The sequence below is a fragment of the Mycobacterium sp. OAE908 genome, assembly GCF_017872775.1.
Classification (GTDB): domain Bacteria; phylum Actinomycetota; class Actinomycetes; order Mycobacteriales; family Mycobacteriaceae; genus Mycobacterium.
Genome location: NZ_JAGGJL010000001.1, coordinates 3,868,708 through 3,888,935 on the forward strand (window position 1 = coordinate 3,868,708; position 20,228 = coordinate 3,888,935).

A 20,228-nucleotide genomic window follows, 5' to 3' on the forward strand; every position below is an offset into this window, starting at 1 on the left:
CCGCAGTAGCTTCGCGAACCATTCGACCGCGCCAACGGACCCAACGGCTTGAACTGCGACTTCGCTACGATCCCAACGCACGGAACAGGCGCGCCTACGAATCCGTCAGACGGATCAGCGCATCGAGTGCGCCGGTTCGGAATTCAGGACTCATGACGAGGCCGTCGGGTCCGACCTCATCCCTGGCGACGGGCAGTCGGACGCAAGCATCAGACTGGACCCGCGCGCCGACATAGCCGAGCACGGCGATCAGGGTGGCGACAGCCCCATCGCCGCGGCCCGGAGCGGCGACGTTGAGGAATGCGATCGGCTTTTCGTACAGGTCGGCCGAGCCGACGGTCCAATCAAGCAGGTTCTTGAAACTGCCGGGCAGGGTGCCTGCGTATTCGGGCGTGCAGAGTAGGACGGCGTCGGCACCCGTAATCTGTTCATGCAGCGCGACGACCGATGGATGAGCGGTTCCGTCGTCATCTGGATTGAAGGCCGGCAAGTCAGCGAGGCCCTCGTACCACCGGGTTTCGACGCCAGCCGGAGCGAGCGCCGCAACGGTGCGCAGCGCGGCGGTATTGGTCGAAGCCAGCCGCGTGCTTCCTGAGATCAGCAATACGACGGTCATTGTTGCGCCAACGACCGCTCCAAGTGAAATAGTCCCGTCGGGTCCTCGATGCGGAGTCCACGCGCAACAGCATTGCCGTCGTCAGCATTGTTCTCGAAGTGAAAGACTGGCACGGTGAACCATGTTCTGCGAGCAGGTGTTCTAGGAGATCTACCGGTGCGGGACTTCGTGGTCTCGCCTGGCTTTGCCGGTGTAGTGGCGCTGTTGGCAGCGGTCATCGTCGCGGGTGCTGTGCTCTATGCATCGCGACGAGCCCGTCAGCGATTCGAGCAGCAACGCGAGCAGCAGGAGCGTCGTCAAGATCAGACCCGTGACGACGCGGCGAACGCGCTGGCGTGGGAGCGGTGGCAGTGGGTGGTCGATACCGCCGGGATAGAGCCCGCCGCCAGCGAGGGCGCCACCTTGGGTCTCGGCCCCGCGGTGACGCTGGAGCTGCTCGGTGGGCTGCTCGGTGAAGCCGAGCGGCTCGGCGATGAGACGCTAGCCAAGGCTGTGGCCGTGTACCAGGAGCAGCTCGTGCTGGTGCTGGCCCAGCAGGCCGGTCCCGTTTCTGGCATCGCGGGGACTGCCAAGGAGCGAACACCGTCGTTGGCCGCTGAAACATCTTCCGCTGCAACGCCTTCCGCCACGGTGACCGAAAGCAGTGGAGGGCGGCGGCGCCGATGACGACCACTCGGCAACACATCGAGGACCTCGACGTCGATAAGTGGGCGACATTGACGCGACGCGCGGCGGCGGATTCGGTCGCGGCCGCGAAGCGGTTGGGGATAGAGCCACGGCCTGAGTCGGTCGCATTGGCCGCAATGAGCGAGCGTGAACTCGCCCAACACCGCGAACGCAATGGACCTCCCGCGCCGCGCCGGTCGCTGGCGATGCAGCTCGTCGAGGCCGACCATTTGCGCCGGGTCGCCGAGGAGCAGGCGCGCGAGGCGCACCAGGGCAGGCTGGACGCCGAGGCGGCTGCCTCGCTAGCTCGGGATGAAGCGGAGCAATCCGCGCGCGTCGCCACTGCGGCGGGTGAGCGCATCCGCGCTGTCGAGGCCGAGGCCGCGCGCAGAGATGCTGAGCGGACAGCGGAGCGGGCAGCCGATCGAGAGAAGTTGCAGCAACTGCAAGCCGAGATCGAGCGGGTCCGCGCCGGAGCGGCGGCCGAGTTGGCGGCCGCCGAGGAAAAGGTTCGGGCTGCTGAGGCGCGTGCTGTCGAGCGCGGTACGGAACGCACTACCGATCGGGCGGCGGCGGAGAAAACCGTGCAGCAGCTTCAAGCCGAGATCGAGCGGGTCCGCGCCAGTGCGGCGGCGGAAGTGGCGGCGGCCGAGGAGAAGGTTCGAGCAGCGGAGGCACGCGCCGCCGAGCGGACCACCGAACGGACGACCGAGCGGGCGACGGGCGAGGAAGCCGTGCAGCGCGTGCGCCGTGAACTGGAAAAGGTGCGCTCGGACGCGGCCGCCGAGGTGGCAGCGGCTCGTGGGCAGGCGAGCGGTGACGTCGCTGCCGCGCGAGAAGCAGCAGAAGCCGAGATCGCCGCCGCGCGGGAGGCTGCAGAGGCCGAGGTCGCCCGCTGGCAGGCCCATGCCGGGGATATGGAGCGATGGGCGCGGGCCGAAGTGTCGACCCAATTGTTGACGATTCCCGTCCCGCCGATGGAAGTGCGTACCCGAATCGGGTCTGCCGAGACCACAATCGACGCGCTCTACCAGATCGATTACGTGCTGGAGGTCGGACTGGCCGAGGACGAGCAGACGCATTTCGAGCCCGATCTCGAGTTCACGCGCAACCTCATCTGGAAGGTGCAGGAGCAGGCCAAGGGCCTAACTCGCGAGTTGGCCGACCATTCCGCCTCTGGCTACGCGGAGGCCGCGACTGACGCCTATCGCGCGCTGCTGCAACGCATCGACGCCGCTGTCCAGGCCCTGGGAGGGCGCTTCCACAGCCCAGATGCCGACATCATTGCGGCGGTCACCGCCATGCTCGCCGACCTTCGTGCGCAAGGTCTTTACTAGTCGGCTGGCGATTGGAAGCGCCTTCGCGACAACATGATTGGGCTATTCCTCCGGGTGGTCCCGCCCCTCGGCGTAGTCGACCAGCGCGGCACTGATCCGCTTGTTGAGTTCGGGATCGCGAAAGGCGTTGACGAACATGGCGTTCCACCACAGGCCGTCGGCTGCAAGCCGGGCGATTTGCGCGCGTAGCGGGTGACGGTCCACCCCCGGCTCCGGCCACATCCACGCCTCGAACGCTTCCGCGATCGGCCCCTGCATCTCCGGTTCGGTACTGGCAGCCAGGATGACCGACCACCGGCGCAGCACCCGGTCGGCGTCGGCGGTGGTCAGGTTGTGGCAGGTCGATGCGATGTATGCACGGGTGTACGAGCCGGGTTCGCCGTCATCCCACTGGGCGTAGTTACTGTTCACATCGTCGACTAGCCGCTCCACCAGCCCCCGAACGAGCTCACTCTTGTTCGAGAAGTGGTACAGCAGCCCACCTTTGGACACCCCAGCCTCATCGGCGACGGCCTGCAGCGTCAATGCCTGTGGGCCGCCTCGGGTCAACACCTGCTCGGCGGCGTCCAGCAGTTCGTCGCGTCGGTCCCCTCGTGGCACTGAGCACTCTCGTCGTCTGCCTCCTGAGAGGCGTGGATATGCGATGTGTCGCGGTCAACAGTAACGCCCACCGGTGTTCGTCGAGTGGCGATGTTCACCGTCGGGCTTTCCGCCGAGAATCCGCGGACCGGACCGGCCAACCGCGCGACAAGCGGGCTGACCGCCGCGCCGACGGCCAGGGCAGTGGCCACGACATATGACCCGCCTGGTCCCCATGTGTCGTTGAGAGCACCCGACAGCGCGGTGCCGGCCGCGCCGCCAGCCAGTGCGCCGGTGTTGAGCCACCCGAAGGCTTCGGCGGCAACGTTTTCAGCGACTCCGCGTGAGACGGCGTGGTACAGCACTGCCATCGCAGGTGCGAATCCGAATCCAGCGGCGAACAGCGCCACGAACTGCAGCGGGCCGGTGACGAAGCCCGTCAGTGCCGTCCCCGCCACGACGACAGACATCGTCGCCACCAACGCGCCGAGGCCGAGTCGGCGGTTGCCAAGCAGCAGGCCGCCAATCAGTGATCCAAGGCTCGACACCGAGATCGCCACGCCGGCCATTGAGTGCCCCAATTGACCGACCACTCCGACCTCCATCGCCATGAACGATGCGACCAGAGCAAGGTTGGCGACAAGGGCCAGCAGAACCTCCTGGCGCGCCAGTACCCGACCGAATGACGAAGTGTTACGGGCGATCCGGGGTTGTTTCAGTTGCAGACTCAGCACAAAAGCGATGGATCCGGTCAGGGTGATACCTGCCGCGGCGAGCAGAGGCACGGCGGTGGAAATCAGTGAGGTCAACACGGTCACCACGACCGGGCCGAAAACCCAAATCAGTTCTTGTGCGGTGGTGTCGAATGCGAACAACGCGCGCACCGTGTCAGCCGGAACCATCCTTGGGTACAGCGCGCGCACGACGGGCATCAACGGTGGGATCGTCGCTCCCACAAGGGTTCCCAGTGCAGCCAGCAAGATCAGATGCGGGGGAGCCAGCGCCAACGCCAGGAAACCGACGCTGTTCATTGTCGCGGCCGACAGCACCACGGGTGTCACACCGAATCGCCCGGTGAGCCGAGCGCTGATTGGCATGGCAACCGCCTCGGCAAGGCTGACACAGGCGACGACGAGGCCGGCCTGTCCGTATGACCCGGTCTTCTGCGAAAGGTGCATGAGGATGGCCAGCGACAGCATGCCGAGCGGCAGTCGCGCGAACAGTTGAGTTGCGGTAACTCGGAACAAGCCGGGTGTTCGGAGTAACCGCACATACGTGCCCACGGATCCTCCTTAGATGGGCAAAGAACAGGCGCAGTGAGCCTCGTCTGAGACGGGCGCCGCACCTCGATGACCCGCGTTACTGTACCGACCGGACGGTACAGTAACCAATGAATAAGCCGGTCGCGTGCGCTCGATGTCGCCGTCGCCGCCGACGATGCAAAACGGGGTCCAAGCTTTTTGGTTGATGACCACCCTTAGCGAACGCGGTGTGGTAGCCGTGAATCACGCCCAGAATGATGGGCAAGGGGGAAATGCCATGTCGCTTCGCCTCACCACGCGCACGACACTTGCCGCCGACCGCGCCGCAGAGCGCTGGTTTCTCGACCGTGGCCTGCCCTCGGTGTTGACACCAGGGGCGCGCCTGCAAGCAGTCTGGTCTCGCTCCGCGCCTTGCCTGGCCTTTTTCGCAACCCTGGAGGTCTCGTCGGCGGCGACCTATCAGATGACGGGCCGGCTCGAATGGTTTGGCGCCCCCCTCCATGTGCAGCGGATCGGTTTGCTCGTCGCCCTGCTGACCTTGCCCGTGGCAGCGGGTGTCGGCTGGTTCGTTGCGCGGAAGATCACCGACCGTGCGCAGGCGATCGTCTCGACAGTTGCAGTGCCGATCGGCCTCGCGAGCGCCGTGGTCAAAGGCCTTACGCCCGAACAACATTTGGCGTACCTGAGCGAGGCGATAGTTTCCCTTTCGGTGACGCTGCTACTCACCGCTGTGGGGGTCGGCTCGGTGATCGGCTGGGGGGTCCGTTTGGCGCTCTCGCAGTTCGTCGCCGCGTGGGCGCTGCTGGTCCGGGCGCTACCGGTGGTCTTGTTTTCGGTGTTGGTGTTTTTCAACACCACCGTGTGGAACACGGCAGCGAGCCTGAGCCCATCCCGGTTCGCGTTCGGGCTGAGCATTTTTGTTGTCATCGCAGCGGCTTTTGTCGTTGAAGGCACGATCGAACACGCCAAGCCGACGCTGGCAGCGGCTACCGCCGCACCGGGTCGCGTGCAGCGTTTGGCCGGAACGCCCTTCGAGGACCTGCCAGACCCCATTGAGGTCCAGCCGCTGTCGCGAAACGAGCGCATCAACGTGTTCTTCACACTGGCGGCGTCACAGTTCGCCCGGATACTCGCGGTGACCTTCGTCGCGCAGCTGTTGTTCTTCGTGGTGGGCCTCGTTTGGCTCACCCCTGAGCTGCTGGGAGATTGGACCCAGCACCGGCTGACCCATGCAACGTTGCTCGGTTACCAGATCCCGGTGCCGCAGGCGTTCATCCAGATGCTGCTCTTTCTGGGCGCCCTCACCTTCATGTACGTCAGCGCGCGTTCTGTCGGCGACGGCGAGTACCGACACCAGTTTCTAGATCCGCTTGTCGAGGATCTCGAACTGACGTTGTTGGCGCGCAACCGCTACCTCGACAATCCGTCCGCGAGGAAACACACAGACCAGGAACACGGCGCTGCCAGACCTTCCCCGCGTTAGTCTTTGCCGATGATCGCGGGCGAGAAGGCGCCTAACTTCACCCTGTGTGATCACACCGGTCGACCCCGGACGCTGTCTGCGCTCCTCTCCGATGGGCCGGTCGTGCTGTTCTTCTTTCCATTGGCGTCATCACCGATTTGCACAGCCCAGGCTTGCCATTTCCGGGACCTGAGCAACGAATTCGCCAGGGTGGGCGCCCAGCGGGTCGGTATCAGCACCGACACCGTTGACAGGCAGGCGCACTTCGCCCAACAGCGCTCGCTTGACTATCCGCTGCTCTCCGACGAGGACGGTGTGGTGTCCGAGCTGTTCGGGGTGCGCCGAGGCAGGTTCGCCAGGCTGCGTAGGTCCGTCCTGGCACGCGAGGCGGCCCGGCACAGCCGGCACACCCGGCGCCGCGGTCTGCTGGCCCGGGTGCTGCCGGTCAGGCGGACCACCTTCGTCATCGACACCGACCGCACCGTGCTCGAGGTCGTCTCCAACGAGGTGCGCGCATCGGTGCATGCCGATCAGGCCTTGCGGTTCTTGGAGAACTACAACGTGCCACAGCACACCGACGAGCGTCAGCATTCGGAAGCCAAGGACGAGCCGAGCTTGGCCCGGCCACACCTAGTGACGCCAGACCGCATTGATTCTGGTCTCGAATTGGCACCCGACGCTCCGATCGAAGCGCTGAACACGACAGCGAAGCCGCCGCACTGGCCGAAAAATGATGTGCGGGGCCAGATTCTGACGTGGTGCGTGCACAGCACCACCGTTGCCGAGATCGCCGCTCGTCTGTCGTTGCCGCTGGGCGCGACGCGGTTCCTGGTCGACGACTTAGTGACACAGGGTTACTTGCGGGTGCGCGCGCCCCTCGGTGACTCGATGACCATCGACGAACGACGTGAACTGATCACAAGGACCCTGGTGGGCCTACGTGCACTCTGAGGAGTGGCGCTACGGCTTGTGGTCGCTGTCGTACTTGTTGGCGCCATTGGGGCGCACTTCGGGTCGTCCCGGAAGGCCGCTGCCCTGGCTGCCGCCCTTATTGCCGCCGTTCGGGTGAACTTCCGGTCGGCCGGGAAGGGTCTGCTGGCACTGCGTGCACTCGACCAACGGGATATTGAAGTCCGAAGAGTTGATCGACGGGTCAATTGGCTGCGTTGACGCCTGCGTGATCCCCGAAGTCAGTCCCGCCAGAGCGATGCCGCCTGACAGCAGGGCCCCGACGATCGCCTTTTGAAGGTTGTTGGTGACGTTCATGTTGTGTTTTACCTTTGGGGTTTAGCGCTTTTGAGCGGACCGCTAGTTGTTGACAACACGAACGTAGGACCGGCTGCTTGTCGAATTCTTGGAGCGTTTGGGTATGGCGAGTTCAGTGTTGCGTCAGTTCGACCACCTGTTGGCGATCCTGGTCGGAGACGTACACGGTGCCAGCGGAATCCACTGCGACATCGGCCGGCGACTTGAGGCCGGTGATCGGCAGCACGGATTGGGTGTTCGATGCGGGGATGTACTGCACCACCCGGTTGTGGTTGCGGTCCACGATGTAGAGGTTGCCCACACTGTCCACCGCCATACCGGTCGGGGTGTCGAGGTCCTTTATCGGCAGCACGGTTTGAGCGTCCGAGCCAGCCGACAAGGACAAGACACGCGGTGATGCGCAGCAGGCCCCGTGGGTCATGGCCGTGCCGCTGGCAGCATCGACGACGTACACGGTGCCTGCGGTGTCCGCTGCCACGCTGAAGGGAAGCAGCAAGCCCGAGAACGGCAGCACCGTCTGCGCGTTCGTTCCGGCCGCCAACTTCACGACCCGATATTCCTGCGGGGCAGCGTCACTCCCACCGTCGATGACATAGATGCTTCCGGCGGTGTCGACCGCGACGCTGCCAGGTCCTTGCAGATCGGTGAAGGGCAGCACGGTCTGGACGTTCGTTCCGGCCGCCAACTTCACTACCCGGCGGTCGGCGTAGTCGGAGACGTAGACGTTGCCTGCGGTGTCCGCCGCGATCGCGCCTGGGCGGTCGACCCCGTCGAGGGGTACCACGGTCTGGGTGTTCGTTCCGGCCGCCAACTTCAGGAGATGGCCCGGCGCGCCGTGATAACCACCGGCGTAGTCGACAACGTACACGTCGCCGGCCGAATTCACCGCCAGCCCTTGGGGATTGGAGAGACCCGTGAAAGGCAACGCGGTTTGCCGGGCTGCGGGTGTCGGGGCAGGCTGAGCCGACGTGGTCGGCGGCACCGGTGCAGGCGCAGACGGCGGCGGTGCACTGCACGCGGTGCTGCTGAGGCTTGCCATCACAACCGGGACGAGCACTGCGAAGACGGCGGCACGTCGGCGGGCGCGGAACGGCGGGGTTCGAAACATGTTGAGGTGGTCCTTATCTCGGAGGTGCTGGCTGCAGCGTAAAGATTGAAATGCTTGCCTTGGCAGAATCTTGGCGATCGATTTCTATTGCGCGAATGAGAAAATGTCGGGCTCGGCGATTCGCTTGAGACCGCTGCCGTCTACCCAACTTGAGCTGTGGCACAAGAAGTCGCCAAGGCGCCCGTCGTCTCCTTTGTGGCGAGGTGGTGAAATGCACCGCCTGCGAGCAAGGAAAGAGAGCACGACATGCCACAGGGGGGCGTCCGCGTCATTGGTTCTGACGGCACTATCTATTTTCCAAACGGCAAGAGCCAGGATCGGGATGGCACGGTGCGTGGTCCCGATGGCAGCGCCCTTATTCCAAACGAGGTCGGAGGCGGCGACCCCGTCCGCGGTGCAGACGGCATCCTCTACTTCCCAGACGGCAAGACGATGGACGACGACGGCGTCCTCTACGACTGGAATATGAATATCCTCCAGCCGTGTACCGACGGCACGGACTTCCCAGACGATCCCACTGGTGAAAATGACAATGACGGCCCGTGCCCCGATAAGGGTCCAGACGACCATGACCCCAAAGACGGTGACGACAACTCCGACCCCAAGGATCCCAACACCGGCCCCGAGCCAGGCGATCCCGATCCCGGACCGGACCCCGGCGATCCCGACGGCGACGACGACCCCGACGGCAACGAAGGGCCATCCCACCACGGCCACTCGCCAAGTGGGGGGCACTCGTCGGGGGGCGGACACTTCGGCGCCAGTTCCTATTTTGGTGGCGGGCGCGCTGGCGCCGGCCTAGGTGACATCGACACTGGCGAAAGCGGTTTCGGCTGGGCCCAGTTCGGCAGCCCCCGCGAGGACGACGGCGACGAAGGCGGCGGAGACGAGCGACCCGGCCACGGGCATCACCCGGGGTCTGGCCACTCTTCGTCCGGCCATGCCGGGCGCGGCCCGACAGCCCTTCTCGGCAGTGTCGACGACCAGGACTACGTAGGCGGTGGAGCAGGCTGGGCCAAGTACGGCGCCCCACGCGCCAGCACAGCGGACCAGGGTTTCGAAGGACTCGGCGCAACCATCACGGCCCCCGAGCCTGCACGTCACGGCGCCCGACGATCGCCGCACGGCCACCGCGACGGGTCACACCACGGCCGTCGTTGGGGACTTGGCGGCCTTGGCCTGGCAGCTCTGGCCGGGATAGCGGTGCTGGGCATCGGCGGGCTACAGGAACAGCCGAGCTCTCAGGACGTAGTCATCAGCCCCGCGCCGGTGGCATCGTCCACTGCGGTTACGTCGTCGTCCGTTGCGGTATTGCCCGCTGAGCCGAGTGTGTCGGCGCAGCCGACTCCGTCCGTCAGCGTGACGACCACGCCTGCGGCACCGAGCACCACTGTGCAATTGCCGCCGCAAGTCATCGTCGAAACCACCACTGCGCCACCAATTCCGGTCACGCTACCGGCGGCGCCGTCTGAAACAACGGACTCCGCACCCGCCACCTCGGCCGCTCCGACCACGGTGCGCAAAGCCACGCCGCCGACCACGGTCCCCAAGGCCACGCCGTCGACTGCGTCGCCGACTCGCCATAAGGGCCCGAAGGCCGGATCGACACCGGGCGGCGCTGACGTTCACGTTTCGGGTCCGGCCGACAGCCATCCGATCAAGACGAAGCTCGGCTGAGTTCGGCGGGTTAACGTAGCCGGCTATGGGCGCTCTGGACGGTCGGGTCGCATTTGTCACCGGAGGTGCGCGCGGGCAAGGGCGTGCCCATGCCTTGGCCCTCGCCGCCGAAGGCGCGAACATTGTCATTGCCGATGCACCCGCTCCGATGTCGGGTCTGACGTATCCGCTCGGCACTGAGGATGATCTCCGCGCCACGGCCAAGCAGGTCGAGGCGCTGGGCAGCGTCTGTCTTCCGGTCGCGATGGATGTGCGGGATCCGGTCGCGGTAGCTGCGGCCGTTGAGGAGACGGTCAACAGGTTGGGAAGCCTCGACATCGTGGTGGCCAACGCCGGGATCGTCAGTACCGGGCCGTTGGAAGAAGTGACCGACGAGATCTGGCAGCAGCTGATGGACACCAACCTGACGGGTGCTTTTCACACGCTGCGGGCCGCGATACCGGTGATGCGACGGCAGCGTTTCGGCCGAATTGTCGTCACGTCGTCAATGGGCGGCCGCATGGGCATCCCAGAACTCGCGGCCTACAACGCAACCAAATGGGGAGTCATCGGGCTCGCCAAGTCGCTTGCCCTGGAAGTCGCCAAGGAGGGCATCACAGTCAACGTCATCTGCCCGACCACCGTGCAGACACCGATGGTGCAGCCAGCGGGCGGCGACGATGTTCCCGACGACCTGGTCCGCCGCATGATGAAGGCCAACCCGATTCCTCAGCCGTGGCTTGCGCCCGACGATGTCAGCCGCGGGCTCCTGTATTTAGTCACGGATCCCGGCGTCATCACCGGCAGCGTCCTCGAGATCGGGCTCGGTGGCAGCGCTCGAATTCACTGAAATCGCAAGTCTTCTCGGGCTGCTAGATCGCGGGCTGAGCTACCGACAGTGCGATCGCTTCTTGCATACCCCTCGTCGCCAGACTGTCTGCGAGTTCGTTGTCGGCGACCCCTGCGTGTCCTTTCACCCAGAACCACTCGACGTGATGTCGCGCGCACGCTGCCTGGAGCCGTTGCCACAGGTCGACGTTTTTCACCGGCAGCTTGGCCGCGGTCAGCCAACCGTTGCGCTCCCAGCCGAGAACCCACTTGGTGATGCCGTTGCGGACATAGGTGCTGTCGGTGTGCAGGTGCACAAGCACCGGTCGGGTGAGCGCTTCGAGCGCCATGATCGGCGCCGTCAGTTCCATGCGGTTATTGCTCGTCATGCCGGACTCGCCACCGAACATCTCGCGGACATGCCGGCCTTGCCGCAACACCGCCCCCCAGCCGCCGGGCCCGGGATTGGGCCTGCAGCCGCCGTCGGTGTGGATGATTACGACGTCGTCCATTCGCCGAGAATAAGCAGTTCGTCGAACGTTGAGCCGCGCGACTCGCGGAGGACGGAACGAAGACGGTCGACCCGCCAACAGGACGCGTTGACGGGTCGACCGTGGGGATGGCTTGCTGTTAGCACGAACCGTCGAGAGCTTCGAGAACCCCACCGGTGCACCCGGGCAGGGACGACCACAGGTTCGTCGAAGGTGGTGTGTAGGACGGAGCCTCCGGCGCCGGGTAGAGCGCACTCGGGTCTGACGCGCTACTCGCGGGGGAGCAGTAGTACGAGTAGGAAAGTTCGCCGTAACAGTCATCAGCCTGCGCGGTTCCTGCGCCGGCGAACAGCACGGCGGGCGTAACTGCCGCCGCTGCCGCTACGCCCAGTGCCGCGACAAGCCCTTTTGCCTTGAAGTTGTGGGTGGTCATGGTGTGTCCTTCTCTTCTCGTGCAGCGGCCCGGGCGGCCGCGCTGTAGATAGGTGCAACCAGCCCGCGCGTGGGGGACAACTTTTTGAGAATCGGTGAAAACGAGGTGCCGAGGCGTCGCGGTAGATTGCGACGCGTGAGCGAAGACAGGGTTCGGGTGCAAACAGCCCCCAATGGCGTGGCAACGGTGACCATGGTGCGCTCGGATAAACACAACGCACTCGATCGACCGATGTTCGAAGGTTTGGTCAACGCCGCCGAGCAGGTCGCAGGCGATGCGTCGGTGCGCGCGGTCGTGCTGCATGGCGAGGGGAAGAGCTTCTGCTCCGGCTTGGACGTTGCAAGCTTCATGTCGGGAGAAGGTGGCACGGGCGTTCTGCTGGCGCGCGAGGAAGGGCGGCTGGCCAATTTGGCCCAGCGGGTGGCCTACGACTGGTCATTGGTGCCGGCACCGGTGATCGCCGCTATCCATGGCAACTGCTTCGGCGGCGGTCTGCAGATAGCGCTCGGTGCCGACATCCGGATCGCGGCGCCGGACTCGAAGCTGTCCATCATGGAGGTCAAGTGGGGTCTCGTCCCCGACATGGGTATCACGCAGACACTCCCGCGACTCGTACCGATCGACGTCGCGAAAGAGTTGACGTTCAGCGGTCGGATCGTTTCGGGGAGTGAGGCTTTCGAGCTCGGGCTGGTGACGCGGACTGCCGAGGATCCAGTTGCTGCGGCATTGTCACTCGCAGAGGAGATTTCGCAGAAGTCGCCCGACGCTGTGCGCGCGGCCAAGCGTCTGTACGACGAGACGTGGACAAGTAGCGACGCCGCGGCGTCGCTGGTGCTCGAATCCGAATTGCAGACCGGGCTGATCGGTAAGCCCAACCAGATCGCGGCTGTCATGGGTGGAATGTCGGGAGAGCGGCCGGTTTTCGTCGACCCCGCGTAGAGAGGGCGTCGACGGCGCCAGGAATCACAACCCTCGTGCGGAACGGCGATTCCGTGGCCGCCAGTGGACGGTCTACCTGATCTGCAGGACTGTCAGTTTGGTGGGGTTGTAGCCCGTAACGATCAGGGCGCGGGTCCCGTCTGGGGTCAACAGCGGATAGTTGCCGCCAGTGACCGTGGCGCCGGCCTGGGTGCCGGTGAGGGTGTTGATCACTGCCAGCTGGCTGCCGGTGTTGATCAGAGCGCGGGTGCCGTCGGCGCTCAGCAGTGCGGAGCCAGTGTCAGGCTTGTAGGTGAAGATGGAACCGACCTGCGCGCCGGTGGTGGTGTTGATCACCGCCACCTCGGTTGTGCCGACGCCGGTCGTGGCAAAGTTCGAGCTGATTGTCGCGATCACGGCGCGTCCAGTGTTGGCGCTGAACAGTACGGGCCCGTTGAGGAAACCCGTGAGTGTGGTGGTGGGCCCGATCTGGGTGCCCGTCGTAGTGTCGATCACCGTCAACCGGGTGGTGTTGACGCTAGTACGCCCGTCATAGACGTTCGTGACGATCAACGCGCGGCTGCCGTTGGCGCTCACCAGTTTTGAACCAAACTCGCCACCCGCAAGGGTGAGCGTGGTATCGGTCTGGGCGCCGGTGATCGTGTCGATCACCGCGACCCGGGTGCTCACTGCGCCCGTGGTCGGGTTGGTAACCGCATTTGCGATCAAGGCGCGGCTGCCATCGGCACTGACCAGCTGCGGGCTGTAATCGGGGCCTATCAGCGGTATGGACCATGCGCCGGCGCGGGTCGTGCTGGTATAGGTCCCGGCGTCCAGGTTGACCACCGAAATCTGAGTGGACGTTCCAGTGCTCGGATCGGACACAGGTGTGATGAACACCGCGCGGGTGCGATCGCCGCTCCAGATCGGTTGGACGTTGCCGGCGAGGACAAACGGCGTGCCGATTTCAGCGTTGGTGCCGGTGTCCACCACCGCGACTCGGGTGGACTCGGCGCCCGTGGTTTGGTCGGTGACCAGGGCGGTGATCAGGGCGCGGCTGTGGTCGGCATTCAGCGTCGAGTCGGCATATGGGGAGGAGTTGCCGGCAGCGCCGGTGCCGGCTTGCGTGCCGGTGTCGTTGGCGACCTGAGCGCCAGTCGCGAGTTCGATCGTTGTGACCTGAGTGGTGTAGATACCCGTTGTCGGGTTGTAGACCGAGGTGGCAATCGAGGCGTGGGTGCCATCGGCGCTCAACCCCGGTGATCCTGGGGAACCGGCAAGGGTGATGGTGCTGCCGACCTGCTTGCCGGTGGTGGTGTTGACTACCGCCACCCGCGTGGTGGTTCCACTCAGACTTGGAAGGTAGGTGGTGAGCATGGCTCGAGTGCCGTCAGGGCTCAAAAGCGGAGGGCCCCATGCGTAGCCGTTGACGCTAACGCTGCCAAGGGTGCTCACGCTCGTTGCGGCGACGGGCGCCACGATGGGCACGGTGACGTTGACGGATGCGATCGCCTGACCGTCGGTTGCCTTCACGGTGAAGGTCGTGCTGGTTGGTCCACCGGTGGCCGCTGCCTGGCGGGCGGCCAACGTAGGCGTGAACGTATAGGCGCCAGCGCCGGTGATGGCGACCGTGCCGGAGGACGGCTGAGTCACGCTGTAGGACAGGATATCTCCGTCCCGATCGGTGAAATTGAGGGCGCCCGTGACCGCTCCGCTGCCGACATTCGGCGTGCCGACGGTCGGGGTGCCTGCCACCGGTGCAGCGTTGCCGTAGCGGATGGTCAACACGCGCACGGTCTTGTCGACGGCATCGGTGACGTACAGCGTGCCTTTTGAGCTCACCGCGCCGACGTGCCCGCCGGTTGTATCGGTATCGATCGCCACCGTGCTGACGACCTTGTTGGTAGCGGTGTCGATCACCGACACGGTGTCGTTCGTGTTGGTGACGTATGCCAGGCTGCCGTTGGGGCTGAACGCCACCGAGCTGGGCGACGGGCCCACCGAAATAGCCTGCTTGACAACGCTATTGGTAGCGGTATCGATCACCGAGACCGTGCCGCTGCCGGTATTGACCACGAATAGCCGGCCACTGCCGCCGACAGCCAGGGCGGAGGGCTGGCTTCCGACTGCGATGTTGGTGACGCTGTAGCTGCTGGGGTCGATCACCGACACCGTGTTGCTGCCGCGGCTGGTTACATATAGTCGACCGCCGGTGAACGCTAGCGCGCTCGGAGCTGTTCCCACTGAAATTGACTGTACGCCAGACACATTGGGATTGACATCGACGAGCTTGTAGGTGGTGGTGTTGATGACTGACACGGTGTTGCTACCGCGGTTGGCCACATACAGGCGGCCATCGGAGCCGACTGCCAACGCGCTGGGTGAGGAACCCACAGAAATCGATTGAGTTCCCCAGGCGCTGGGATTGGTGTCAATGCGCTTGTACGTCGCCGTGTCGATCACCGACACCGTGCCGCTGCCGGTGTTGGCCACGTACAACCGCTTGCCGTCAGCGCTCAGTGCCAACGCGCTCGGCGAGGAACTGACCGAAATGTCTTTCGAGAAGTAACTCGAGTTGGCATCGATCCGCTGACCGGTGATGGTGTTGATCACCGACACCGTGTTGCTGCCGGTGTTGGCCACCCACATCCGGCCGTCGGTCCCGATCACCGCGGCAGAGGGATTGGTACCCACCGCAATCGGAGCCTGATTCTCAAACCGGATCGGCGAGATGTACACCGACACCGGTGCTGTGGTGGCCTGTTGACCGTCACTGACCGCGACGCTGAAGGAGTCGGTGTCGACCGTGCTCGTCGCACCGGCAGCCAGGCGCGCGGCCTGGGTCGGGGTATAGGTGTATGCGCCCGTCTGCGAGTTCAACTGCACCGTTCCCTGTGTTGGGGCGGTTGTGACTGTGTAGGTCAGCGGGTTGTTCTCGGGATCAGTGGCGATCACCGTACCGGCCACCACGCCTGTCACCGGGTCCGGTATCCCGACGGGTTGTGCAGGGACAATCGGCGCCGAATTCACCGTCAGCATGGCTGCGGCGGTGAAAGTTTGGACACCGTCGATGCTTTCGTTGCGGGTTCGCGAACCCGCAGCCAGCAGGACCAATTCCACCGGCGAGTCGACTGGTGTCAGCGGGCCGCCGGGCGCAAGGGGATCCGACCCCACTGAGACGGCCAGCGGGACGGAGCTGACCGTCTCGGGAGGCTCGGTCATATCCTCCGCAACAGTCGAGACAGATTGCGTAGCAACGAGGTTAGCCACGGCAGGCGATGCTGTGCCGACGTCTGGTGCCGTAGCGGACGGTTGCACCGCAGTGTGCGGAGGTGCCGAAGTCTTCGGCCGCGACGGCGCTTCGTCGGTCCTCACGCTTGGCGCATCGGTCGGGGCCTCGTGACGCTGCTGTCTTTTCGAGCCGCGCTTCGTTGTCCGCGCTGCGTCGGGCTTCGCCGACGACTCGTTCGAGGAGTAGTCCGCGCCACCGGTGCTCACCGCCGTTCCCGGCGGCGCCGTTCGCACCGAACCGGCCGTCGATGCCGAGGTGTCGGCCTCCGAGCTCTGCACGGAATCGGGCGGCGTGGAAGCACCAGTACCGGAACCGGTCGACGCGCCCGTGGTTGTCGAGGCGCCATCGGTGCCCTCGGAAGCCGTCGATGACGGTGGTGCCGAGTCGGCGCTCGGCGAACTACCGTCCTCGGCCCAGGCCACTGCTGGGTTACTTGCCACCGCGACACCGACACCCAACGCGACAGCCAACCCGCCTACGCGACCCACAAAACGCCCAGCCCTCATGACAGCCTCCAGACCCGCATTGCCGATGTGAAGGGATCGTGTCGCGCGATACGTGGGGCGAGCGCAGTAGCCGCCTACTGCAATTTCGATCGCCGTGTCGCGGACGTACTCAGTTCTCGGCGGCCGCCACCCCGGCGATCTGCTGGCAGCTAAGCCGACTGCCTTTTATGGTTAGCCGGTGGATGGGACCCCGTTCGGCCGCTACCAGTTGGTCGAGATGCTGGGCCGCGGCGGCATGGGCGAGGTGTGGAGGGCATACGACACCGCCATGAACCGGGTGGTCGCGTTGAAGGTGCTACCCGCAAACCTCGCCGACGATGCGCAATATCAGGCCAGGTTCCGCCGTGAGGCGCAGGCAGCCGCCAGCCTGGATGAGCCCCACATCGTCCCGATCCACGACTTCGGCGAAATCGACGGACGCCTCTACGTCACGATGCGGCTGATTGACGGCAAGACCATCGATGCCTTGGTCGCCGACGGTCCACTGCCGCCCGAACGCGCCGTCTCGATCGTCGAGCAGATAGCCGCAGCGCTCGGCGCCGCCCACAAAATCGGGCTGGTGCACCGCGACGTCAAACCATCGAACATCTTGGTGACCGACGACAACTTCGCCTACCTCATCGATTTCGGTATCGCCCGCGCGGCCGAGGCGACCAAGCTGACCAGCACCGGCGCCACGATCGGCACCTTGGCCTACATGGCGCCCGAGCGCTTCACCACCGACAGCACCGACGCACGGGCCGACATCTATGCGCTGACATGCGTGTTGCACGAATGTCTGACCGGATCGCAGCCGTTTCCCGGCGACAGTCTGGAACGACAGATCACCAACCACCTGACCATGCCGCCGCCGCGCCCATCGACGATGCAGCCGGGAATTTCCGCTCAGATGGACCAAGTCATCGCGACGGGTATGGCCAAGAACCCCGACCAGCGCTACGCGACGACCAAAGACCTCGCTGTCGCGGCCCGCGCCGCACTGACCGCGCCGATTCTGCCCAGCCAGCCCCCGCCGCCGGTTTCCGTGCCCCCGCCCGCGCCGGCCTGGTCGTCGCCGGTCCCATACCCCGACACGGGGCCGCGCCCGGCAGATGCAAGCGCAGCCACCCAATACGCCGCACCGGCATACGGCGCACCTCCCCAACCCGCGCCGTGGTCCCCGCCAGCCGCACCCCAACAAGCGCAGGGTTCTTCTGCGTGGTGGCAGAACCCCGCCGTGTGGATCTTGGCGGGCCTGGCCACCGTCGTCGTCATTGTCATCGCTGTCGTCGCTGTCATCGTTTGGCCCGACGGTGGTTCAACCAGTCGCCCGACCACGCGCGCTCAGCCGACCGGGCAGCAGTTTCCGTCCGCGCCGAGCACGAAACCGTCCGCACCGGGAACCAACACGACTGTCACGAACACGACGTCCGCGCCTACCTCGACCCAGTCGACGCCCTCGGGACCATCGCAGCTTCAGACGGCTGACGGGTTGCGCGGATTGCTCGACACCATGCGCGGCCACTTCGGGGACACCATGGGATTCCAGTTGGTGATCTATCCGACTTATGCGGTGCTCGAACGCGTCTCGCCGACCAACAGCCATGTCGAGCAGGACTTCATGTATCGCGACGGGCAGTGGAACAGTTGGGGTTCGGATACGACGACTAGTTCGTTCGACGTGCTCGCCGATCTCAGTGCATTCGACGCGAACGCGGTGGCCGCCACGTTGGCTGGTGCGCCGCAGGCCCTAGGCGCGCCGCCCGACAACGCCCAGACCTACCTCATCGTGGAGGGCGCCGAGGGCGGTGGACTGGAACTGGCGATCCATTCCGCGGCCCCCGGGACGGGTTACATGCAAGTCAACGCGGACGGCAGCATCAAGAAGGTGTTTCCGCCGTAAACGCTAATCGCCTGTGCGCGTGAAGGTTTCGTCGAAGTTCAGGTTGACGCCGCACGATCCGCCCGTCTGAACCCAGGTGCCGTGACCGGTGAGCGACGGAATCGGATTCTGTGGTGGTTGAGGCAGCGGAAACTGCGCGCTGGCTTTCAGATGTGACATTTCGCCTGCGGGGCACGGACCGTCGCTCTCGTCCTTCCATTCCCACTTTCCGCCACCGAACACCAGCGCTAGATCACCTGAGTTGATCGGGAAGTAGCTCATGCATCGGTCGCCGCTGCGCAGACAGTAAGTGGTGACAGGGGACTCGCCCAGCTCTTGAGGGGGCCGCCCCGCGAAGGTGCGCGTGACGCGGTAGCGGCCGCGTAAACCTTCGGCAGGCGACACCACCCGCGCTGGCAGTTCAGCGGGGTCGGCGACGCCACGGAAGTCGGCGTCGACGTCGACATCGCCGGTGCGGGTGAAGGTGACGGGTCGTGTTTCCTGGCACTGCTCGCTGGTGAGCCGGACGAAATCGCCTGCGAGGCTTCCGTCGGGACGTGGTTGCAGCGTGAACACCTGCCAGGCCTGGCTCGTCGCGCCCTTGCACGGGCTTGGGGCCACCGCCACTGCGACCCAATTTGCACCGACCTGATCGAAGACCATCGTGGGTGCAAACGCCGCATCCCCGCTGAATTTTCGGGCTGTCGCAACGCACCCGGCCTGGCGGCACACCGAGCGCACACCGTACTTACCCGTCACCGCCGTCGAACTGGGATTGCCGGCGCCGTCGAGTGTGCTGGCGCGACCGAAGTCGACTCGATAGATACCAGTGAAAGGTCCGGTGTTGGGCGCGGGTCCCGCGGTGGTCGTGGGCGGTGGCCCGGCAGCCGGCTTGTCGTCGCGCGAGAGCATCACGGCCGCGACGACGCCGCCGGCGACGAGCACCGCGACGGTCGCCAAGGCGCCGATCACGACAGCGGGGCGCCGCCCTTTTCCGGCTGCCGGCGGTGGTCCGGCGTACTGCGGTGGCACGGTCACCGGCGCGCCGGAGCTGATCGCGCTCAGGGCAGCCGGTCGCGTTGGGTGTGTGGCGTCAAGCCGAGTGCTGGATGTGGTGAGGGCAAGGCGAGCGGCTGCGGCCAGGTCCGTGGTGGTGGGGTAGCGCTCGGCGGGCTGTTTGGCCAGGCCTGTGACGATGACGTGATCCATGGCGGTGGGGATCGTGTCGCTGTCCTCGGAGGGATGCGGCGGCGGGGCGACCATGTGTCCGACGGCGACTTGTTCGAGGGTGTCGCCTGGGTAGGGCGGGTGGCCCGTGAGGCATTGGTAGAGCACACAAGCCAGCGCGTAGACGTCGGAGGCGGGCTGAGTTTCGCCGGTGCTGAAACGTTCGGGGGCCATGTAGGCCCAGGTGCCGATGGTGGTGTTGGCCGATGTCAGCGCGGTGTCGGTCACACCGCGGGCGATGCCGAAGTCGATGAGATAGGCGAAGTCGTTGTCGGTCAGCAGAATGTTGGACGGTTTGACGTCGCGGTGCACCAGGCCGGCCTGATGCGCGCACTGTAGTGCCGAGGCGATTTGTTCGACGATGTGCACCGCGCGTGCGGGTTCCAGCGGTCCTGCCTCGAGCAAGGTTTGTAGGTCAACGCCGTTGATCAGTCGCATCGTGACGTAGAGGCGGCCGTCGATTTCGCCGACGTCATAGATGGGCACGACGTGCGGGTCATCCAGGCGTCCTGCAGCGCGCGCCTCCCGCAGGAACCGCTTCTCGAAGTCGGGATCCTTGGCGTAGTGCGGTAGCAGCATCTTTATCGCTACGACGCGGTCGATCTCGGTGTCGTGGGCACGCCACACTTCGCCCATCCCACCGCGGCCCAGCAACTCTATGAGCTGGTAACGGCCAAAAGGCGTGCCCTCCACCGGCTCACGATAACGGCCAATTACCAC

18 protein-coding genes are annotated in these 20,228 nt (G+C 65.3%); 9 read left to right on the top strand and 9 right to left on the bottom strand.

The genetic code is table 11. The features are described 5' to 3' along the window. Nucleotides 1-94: 94 nt before the first annotated feature. Nucleotides 95-616 carry an NAD(P)H-dependent oxidoreductase gene (locus J3E61_RS19100; RefSeq protein ID WP_210084586.1) on the bottom strand — a complete coding sequence of 174 codons (522 nt, stop codon included), beginning with the start codon at nucleotides 614-616 and terminating at the stop codon, nucleotides 95-97. 156 nt (nucleotides 617-772) lie between these two features. Here J3E61_RS19100 and J3E61_RS19105 point away from each other — a divergent pair, with 156 nt between their 5' ends. Then, a complete protein-coding gene (locus tag J3E61_RS19105; RefSeq protein WP_210084587.1) occupies nucleotides 773-1,282 on the top strand; it encodes a hypothetical protein in 510 nt (169 codons plus the stop codon). Beyond that, nucleotides 1,279-2,619: a hypothetical protein gene (locus tag J3E61_RS19110; protein WP_210084588.1), complete on the top strand. Its 1,341-nt coding sequence runs from the start codon at nucleotides 1,279-1,281 to the stop codon at nucleotides 2,617-2,619. The genes J3E61_RS19105 and J3E61_RS19110 overlap by 4 nt, the downstream gene beginning before the upstream one ends. A gap of 42 nt (nucleotides 2,620-2,661) precedes the next feature. Here J3E61_RS19110 and J3E61_RS19115 read toward each other — a convergent pair whose 3' ends face one another. Continuing rightward, complete coding sequence (locus J3E61_RS19115) at nucleotides 2,662-3,219, bottom strand: TetR family transcriptional regulator (RefSeq protein WP_192721464.1); 558 nt, start codon at nucleotides 3,217-3,219, stop codon at nucleotides 2,662-2,664. Beyond that, nucleotides 3,165-4,481 (bottom strand): MFS transporter, encoded by a 1,317-nt coding sequence (locus J3E61_RS19120; RefSeq protein WP_210084589.1) that lies wholly within the window; start codon nucleotides 4,479-4,481, stop codon nucleotides 3,165-3,167. Before J3E61_RS19120 ends, J3E61_RS19115 begins: the two co-directional genes overlap by 55 nt. Before the next feature lie 256 nt (nucleotides 4,482-4,737). On the opposite strand from J3E61_RS19120, the gene J3E61_RS19125 reads away from it, so the two are divergent. Further along, nucleotides 4,738-5,943 carry a hypothetical protein gene (locus tag J3E61_RS19125; protein ID WP_210084590.1) on the top strand — a complete coding sequence of 402 codons (1,206 nt, stop codon included), beginning with the start codon at nucleotides 4,738-4,740 and terminating at the stop codon, nucleotides 5,941-5,943. A gap of 9 nt (nucleotides 5,944-5,952) precedes the next feature. Next, entirely contained in the window at nucleotides 5,953-6,873 is a 921-nt protein-coding gene (locus J3E61_RS19130) for a peroxiredoxin (protein WP_210084591.1), read from the top strand. Between the two features lie 9 nt (nucleotides 6,874-6,882). On the opposite strand, the gene J3E61_RS19135 is transcribed toward J3E61_RS19130, so the two are convergent. After that, nucleotides 6,883-7,188: a hypothetical protein gene (locus J3E61_RS19135; protein ID WP_210084592.1), complete on the bottom strand. Its 306-nt coding sequence runs from the start codon at nucleotides 7,186-7,188 to the stop codon at nucleotides 6,883-6,885. 112 nt (nucleotides 7,189-7,300) lie between these two features. Beyond that, a complete protein-coding gene (locus J3E61_RS19140) occupies nucleotides 7,301-8,296 on the bottom strand; it encodes a hypothetical protein (protein WP_210084593.1) in 996 nt (331 codons plus the stop codon). Nucleotides 8,297-8,626: 330 nt separating this feature from the next. Here J3E61_RS19140 and J3E61_RS19145 point away from each other — a divergent pair, with 330 nt between their 5' ends. Both J3E61_RS19145 and J3E61_RS19150 read left to right on the top strand, forming a co-directional pair. After that, nucleotides 8,627-9,973, top strand: coding sequence for a hypothetical protein (locus tag J3E61_RS19145; RefSeq protein ID WP_210084594.1), 1,347 nt, complete (start codon nucleotides 8,627-8,629; stop codon nucleotides 9,971-9,973). A gap of 25 nt (nucleotides 9,974-9,998) precedes the next feature. After that, nucleotides 9,999-10,802: a mycofactocin-coupled SDR family oxidoreductase gene (locus J3E61_RS19150; RefSeq protein WP_192721457.1), complete on the top strand. Its 804-nt coding sequence runs from the start codon at nucleotides 9,999-10,001 to the stop codon at nucleotides 10,800-10,802. 22 nt (nucleotides 10,803-10,824) lie between these two features. On the opposite strand, the gene rnhA is transcribed toward J3E61_RS19150, so the two are convergent. Next, on the bottom strand, nucleotides 10,825-11,292 hold the full coding sequence (gene rnhA / locus J3E61_RS19155) for a ribonuclease HI (protein WP_210084595.1): 468 nt from the start codon (nucleotides 11,290-11,292) through the stop codon (nucleotides 10,825-10,827). Nucleotides 11,293-11,410: 118 nt separating this feature from the next. Next, nucleotides 11,411-11,704 carry a hypothetical protein gene (locus J3E61_RS19160; RefSeq protein ID WP_192721455.1) on the bottom strand — a complete coding sequence of 98 codons (294 nt, stop codon included), beginning with the start codon at nucleotides 11,702-11,704 and terminating at the stop codon, nucleotides 11,411-11,413. 135 nt (nucleotides 11,705-11,839) lie between these two features. Between J3E61_RS19160 and J3E61_RS19165 the strand changes: the two genes are divergently transcribed. Next, nucleotides 11,840-12,643 (top strand): crotonase/enoyl-CoA hydratase family protein, encoded by an 804-nt coding sequence (locus tag J3E61_RS19165; RefSeq protein ID WP_210084596.1) that lies wholly within the window; start codon nucleotides 11,840-11,842, stop codon nucleotides 12,641-12,643. 72 nt (nucleotides 12,644-12,715) lie between these two features. Here J3E61_RS19165 and J3E61_RS19170 read toward each other — a convergent pair whose 3' ends face one another. Then, nucleotides 12,716-15,844: a VCBS domain-containing protein gene (locus J3E61_RS19170; protein ID WP_210084597.1), complete on the bottom strand. Its 3,129-nt coding sequence runs from the start codon at nucleotides 15,842-15,844 to the stop codon at nucleotides 12,716-12,718. Nucleotides 15,845-16,112: 268 nt separating this feature from the next. On the opposite strand from J3E61_RS19170, the gene J3E61_RS19175 reads away from it, so the two are divergent. Both J3E61_RS19175 and J3E61_RS19180 read left to right on the top strand, forming a co-directional pair. Beyond that, the gene (locus J3E61_RS19175) at nucleotides 16,113-16,451 is read left to right on the top strand and encodes a hypothetical protein (RefSeq protein WP_210084598.1); all 339 of its coding nucleotides are present in this window, start codon (nucleotides 16,113-16,115) and stop codon (nucleotides 16,449-16,451) included. A 147-nt stretch (nucleotides 16,452-16,598) separates the two neighbouring features. Continuing rightward, on the top strand, nucleotides 16,599-18,302 hold the full coding sequence (locus J3E61_RS19180) for a serine/threonine protein kinase (RefSeq protein ID WP_210084599.1): 1,704 nt from the start codon (nucleotides 16,599-16,601) through the stop codon (nucleotides 18,300-18,302). Between the two features lie 3 nt (nucleotides 18,303-18,305). Here the strand turns inward: J3E61_RS19180 and J3E61_RS19185 are convergent, their stop codons facing one another. Then, nucleotides 18,306-20,201: a protein kinase gene (locus tag J3E61_RS19185; RefSeq protein ID WP_192721450.1), complete on the bottom strand. Its 1,896-nt coding sequence runs from the start codon at nucleotides 20,199-20,201 to the stop codon at nucleotides 18,306-18,308. Nucleotides 20,202-20,228: the final 27 nt, after the last annotated feature.

Coding starts and splice junctions, on each gene's coding strand:
- J3E61_RS19100 (WP_210084586.1), bottom strand. CDS start 616: ATGACCGTCGTATTGCTGATCTCAGGAAGCACGCGGCTGGCTTCGACC.
- J3E61_RS19110 (WP_210084588.1), top strand. CDS start 1,279: ATGACGACCACTCGGCAACACATCGAGGACCTCGACGTCGATAAGTGG.
- J3E61_RS19125 (WP_210084590.1), top strand. CDS start 4,738: ATGTCGCTTCGCCTCACCACGCGCACGACACTTGCCGCCGACCGCGCC.
- J3E61_RS19130 (WP_210084591.1), top strand. CDS start 5,953: ATGATCGCGGGCGAGAAGGCGCCTAACTTCACCCTGTGTGATCACACC.
- J3E61_RS19135 (WP_210084592.1), bottom strand. CDS start 7,188: ATGAACGTCACCAACAACCTTCAAAAGGCGATCGTCGGGGCCCTGCTG.
- J3E61_RS19140 (WP_210084593.1), bottom strand. CDS start 8,296: ATGTTTCGAACCCCGCCGTTCCGCGCCCGCCGACGTGCCGCCGTCTTC.
- J3E61_RS19150 (WP_192721457.1), top strand. CDS start 9,999: ATGGGCGCTCTGGACGGTCGGGTCGCATTTGTCACCGGAGGTGCGCGC.
- rnhA (WP_210084595.1), bottom strand. CDS start 11,292: ATGGACGACGTCGTAATCATCCACACCGACGGCGGCTGCAGGCCCAAT.
- J3E61_RS19160 (WP_192721455.1), bottom strand. CDS start 11,704: ATGACCACCCACAACTTCAAGGCAAAAGGGCTTGTCGCGGCACTGGGC.
- J3E61_RS19170 (WP_210084597.1), bottom strand. CDS start 15,844: ATGACCGAGCCTCCCGAGACGGTCAGCTCCGTCCCGCTGGCCGTCTCA.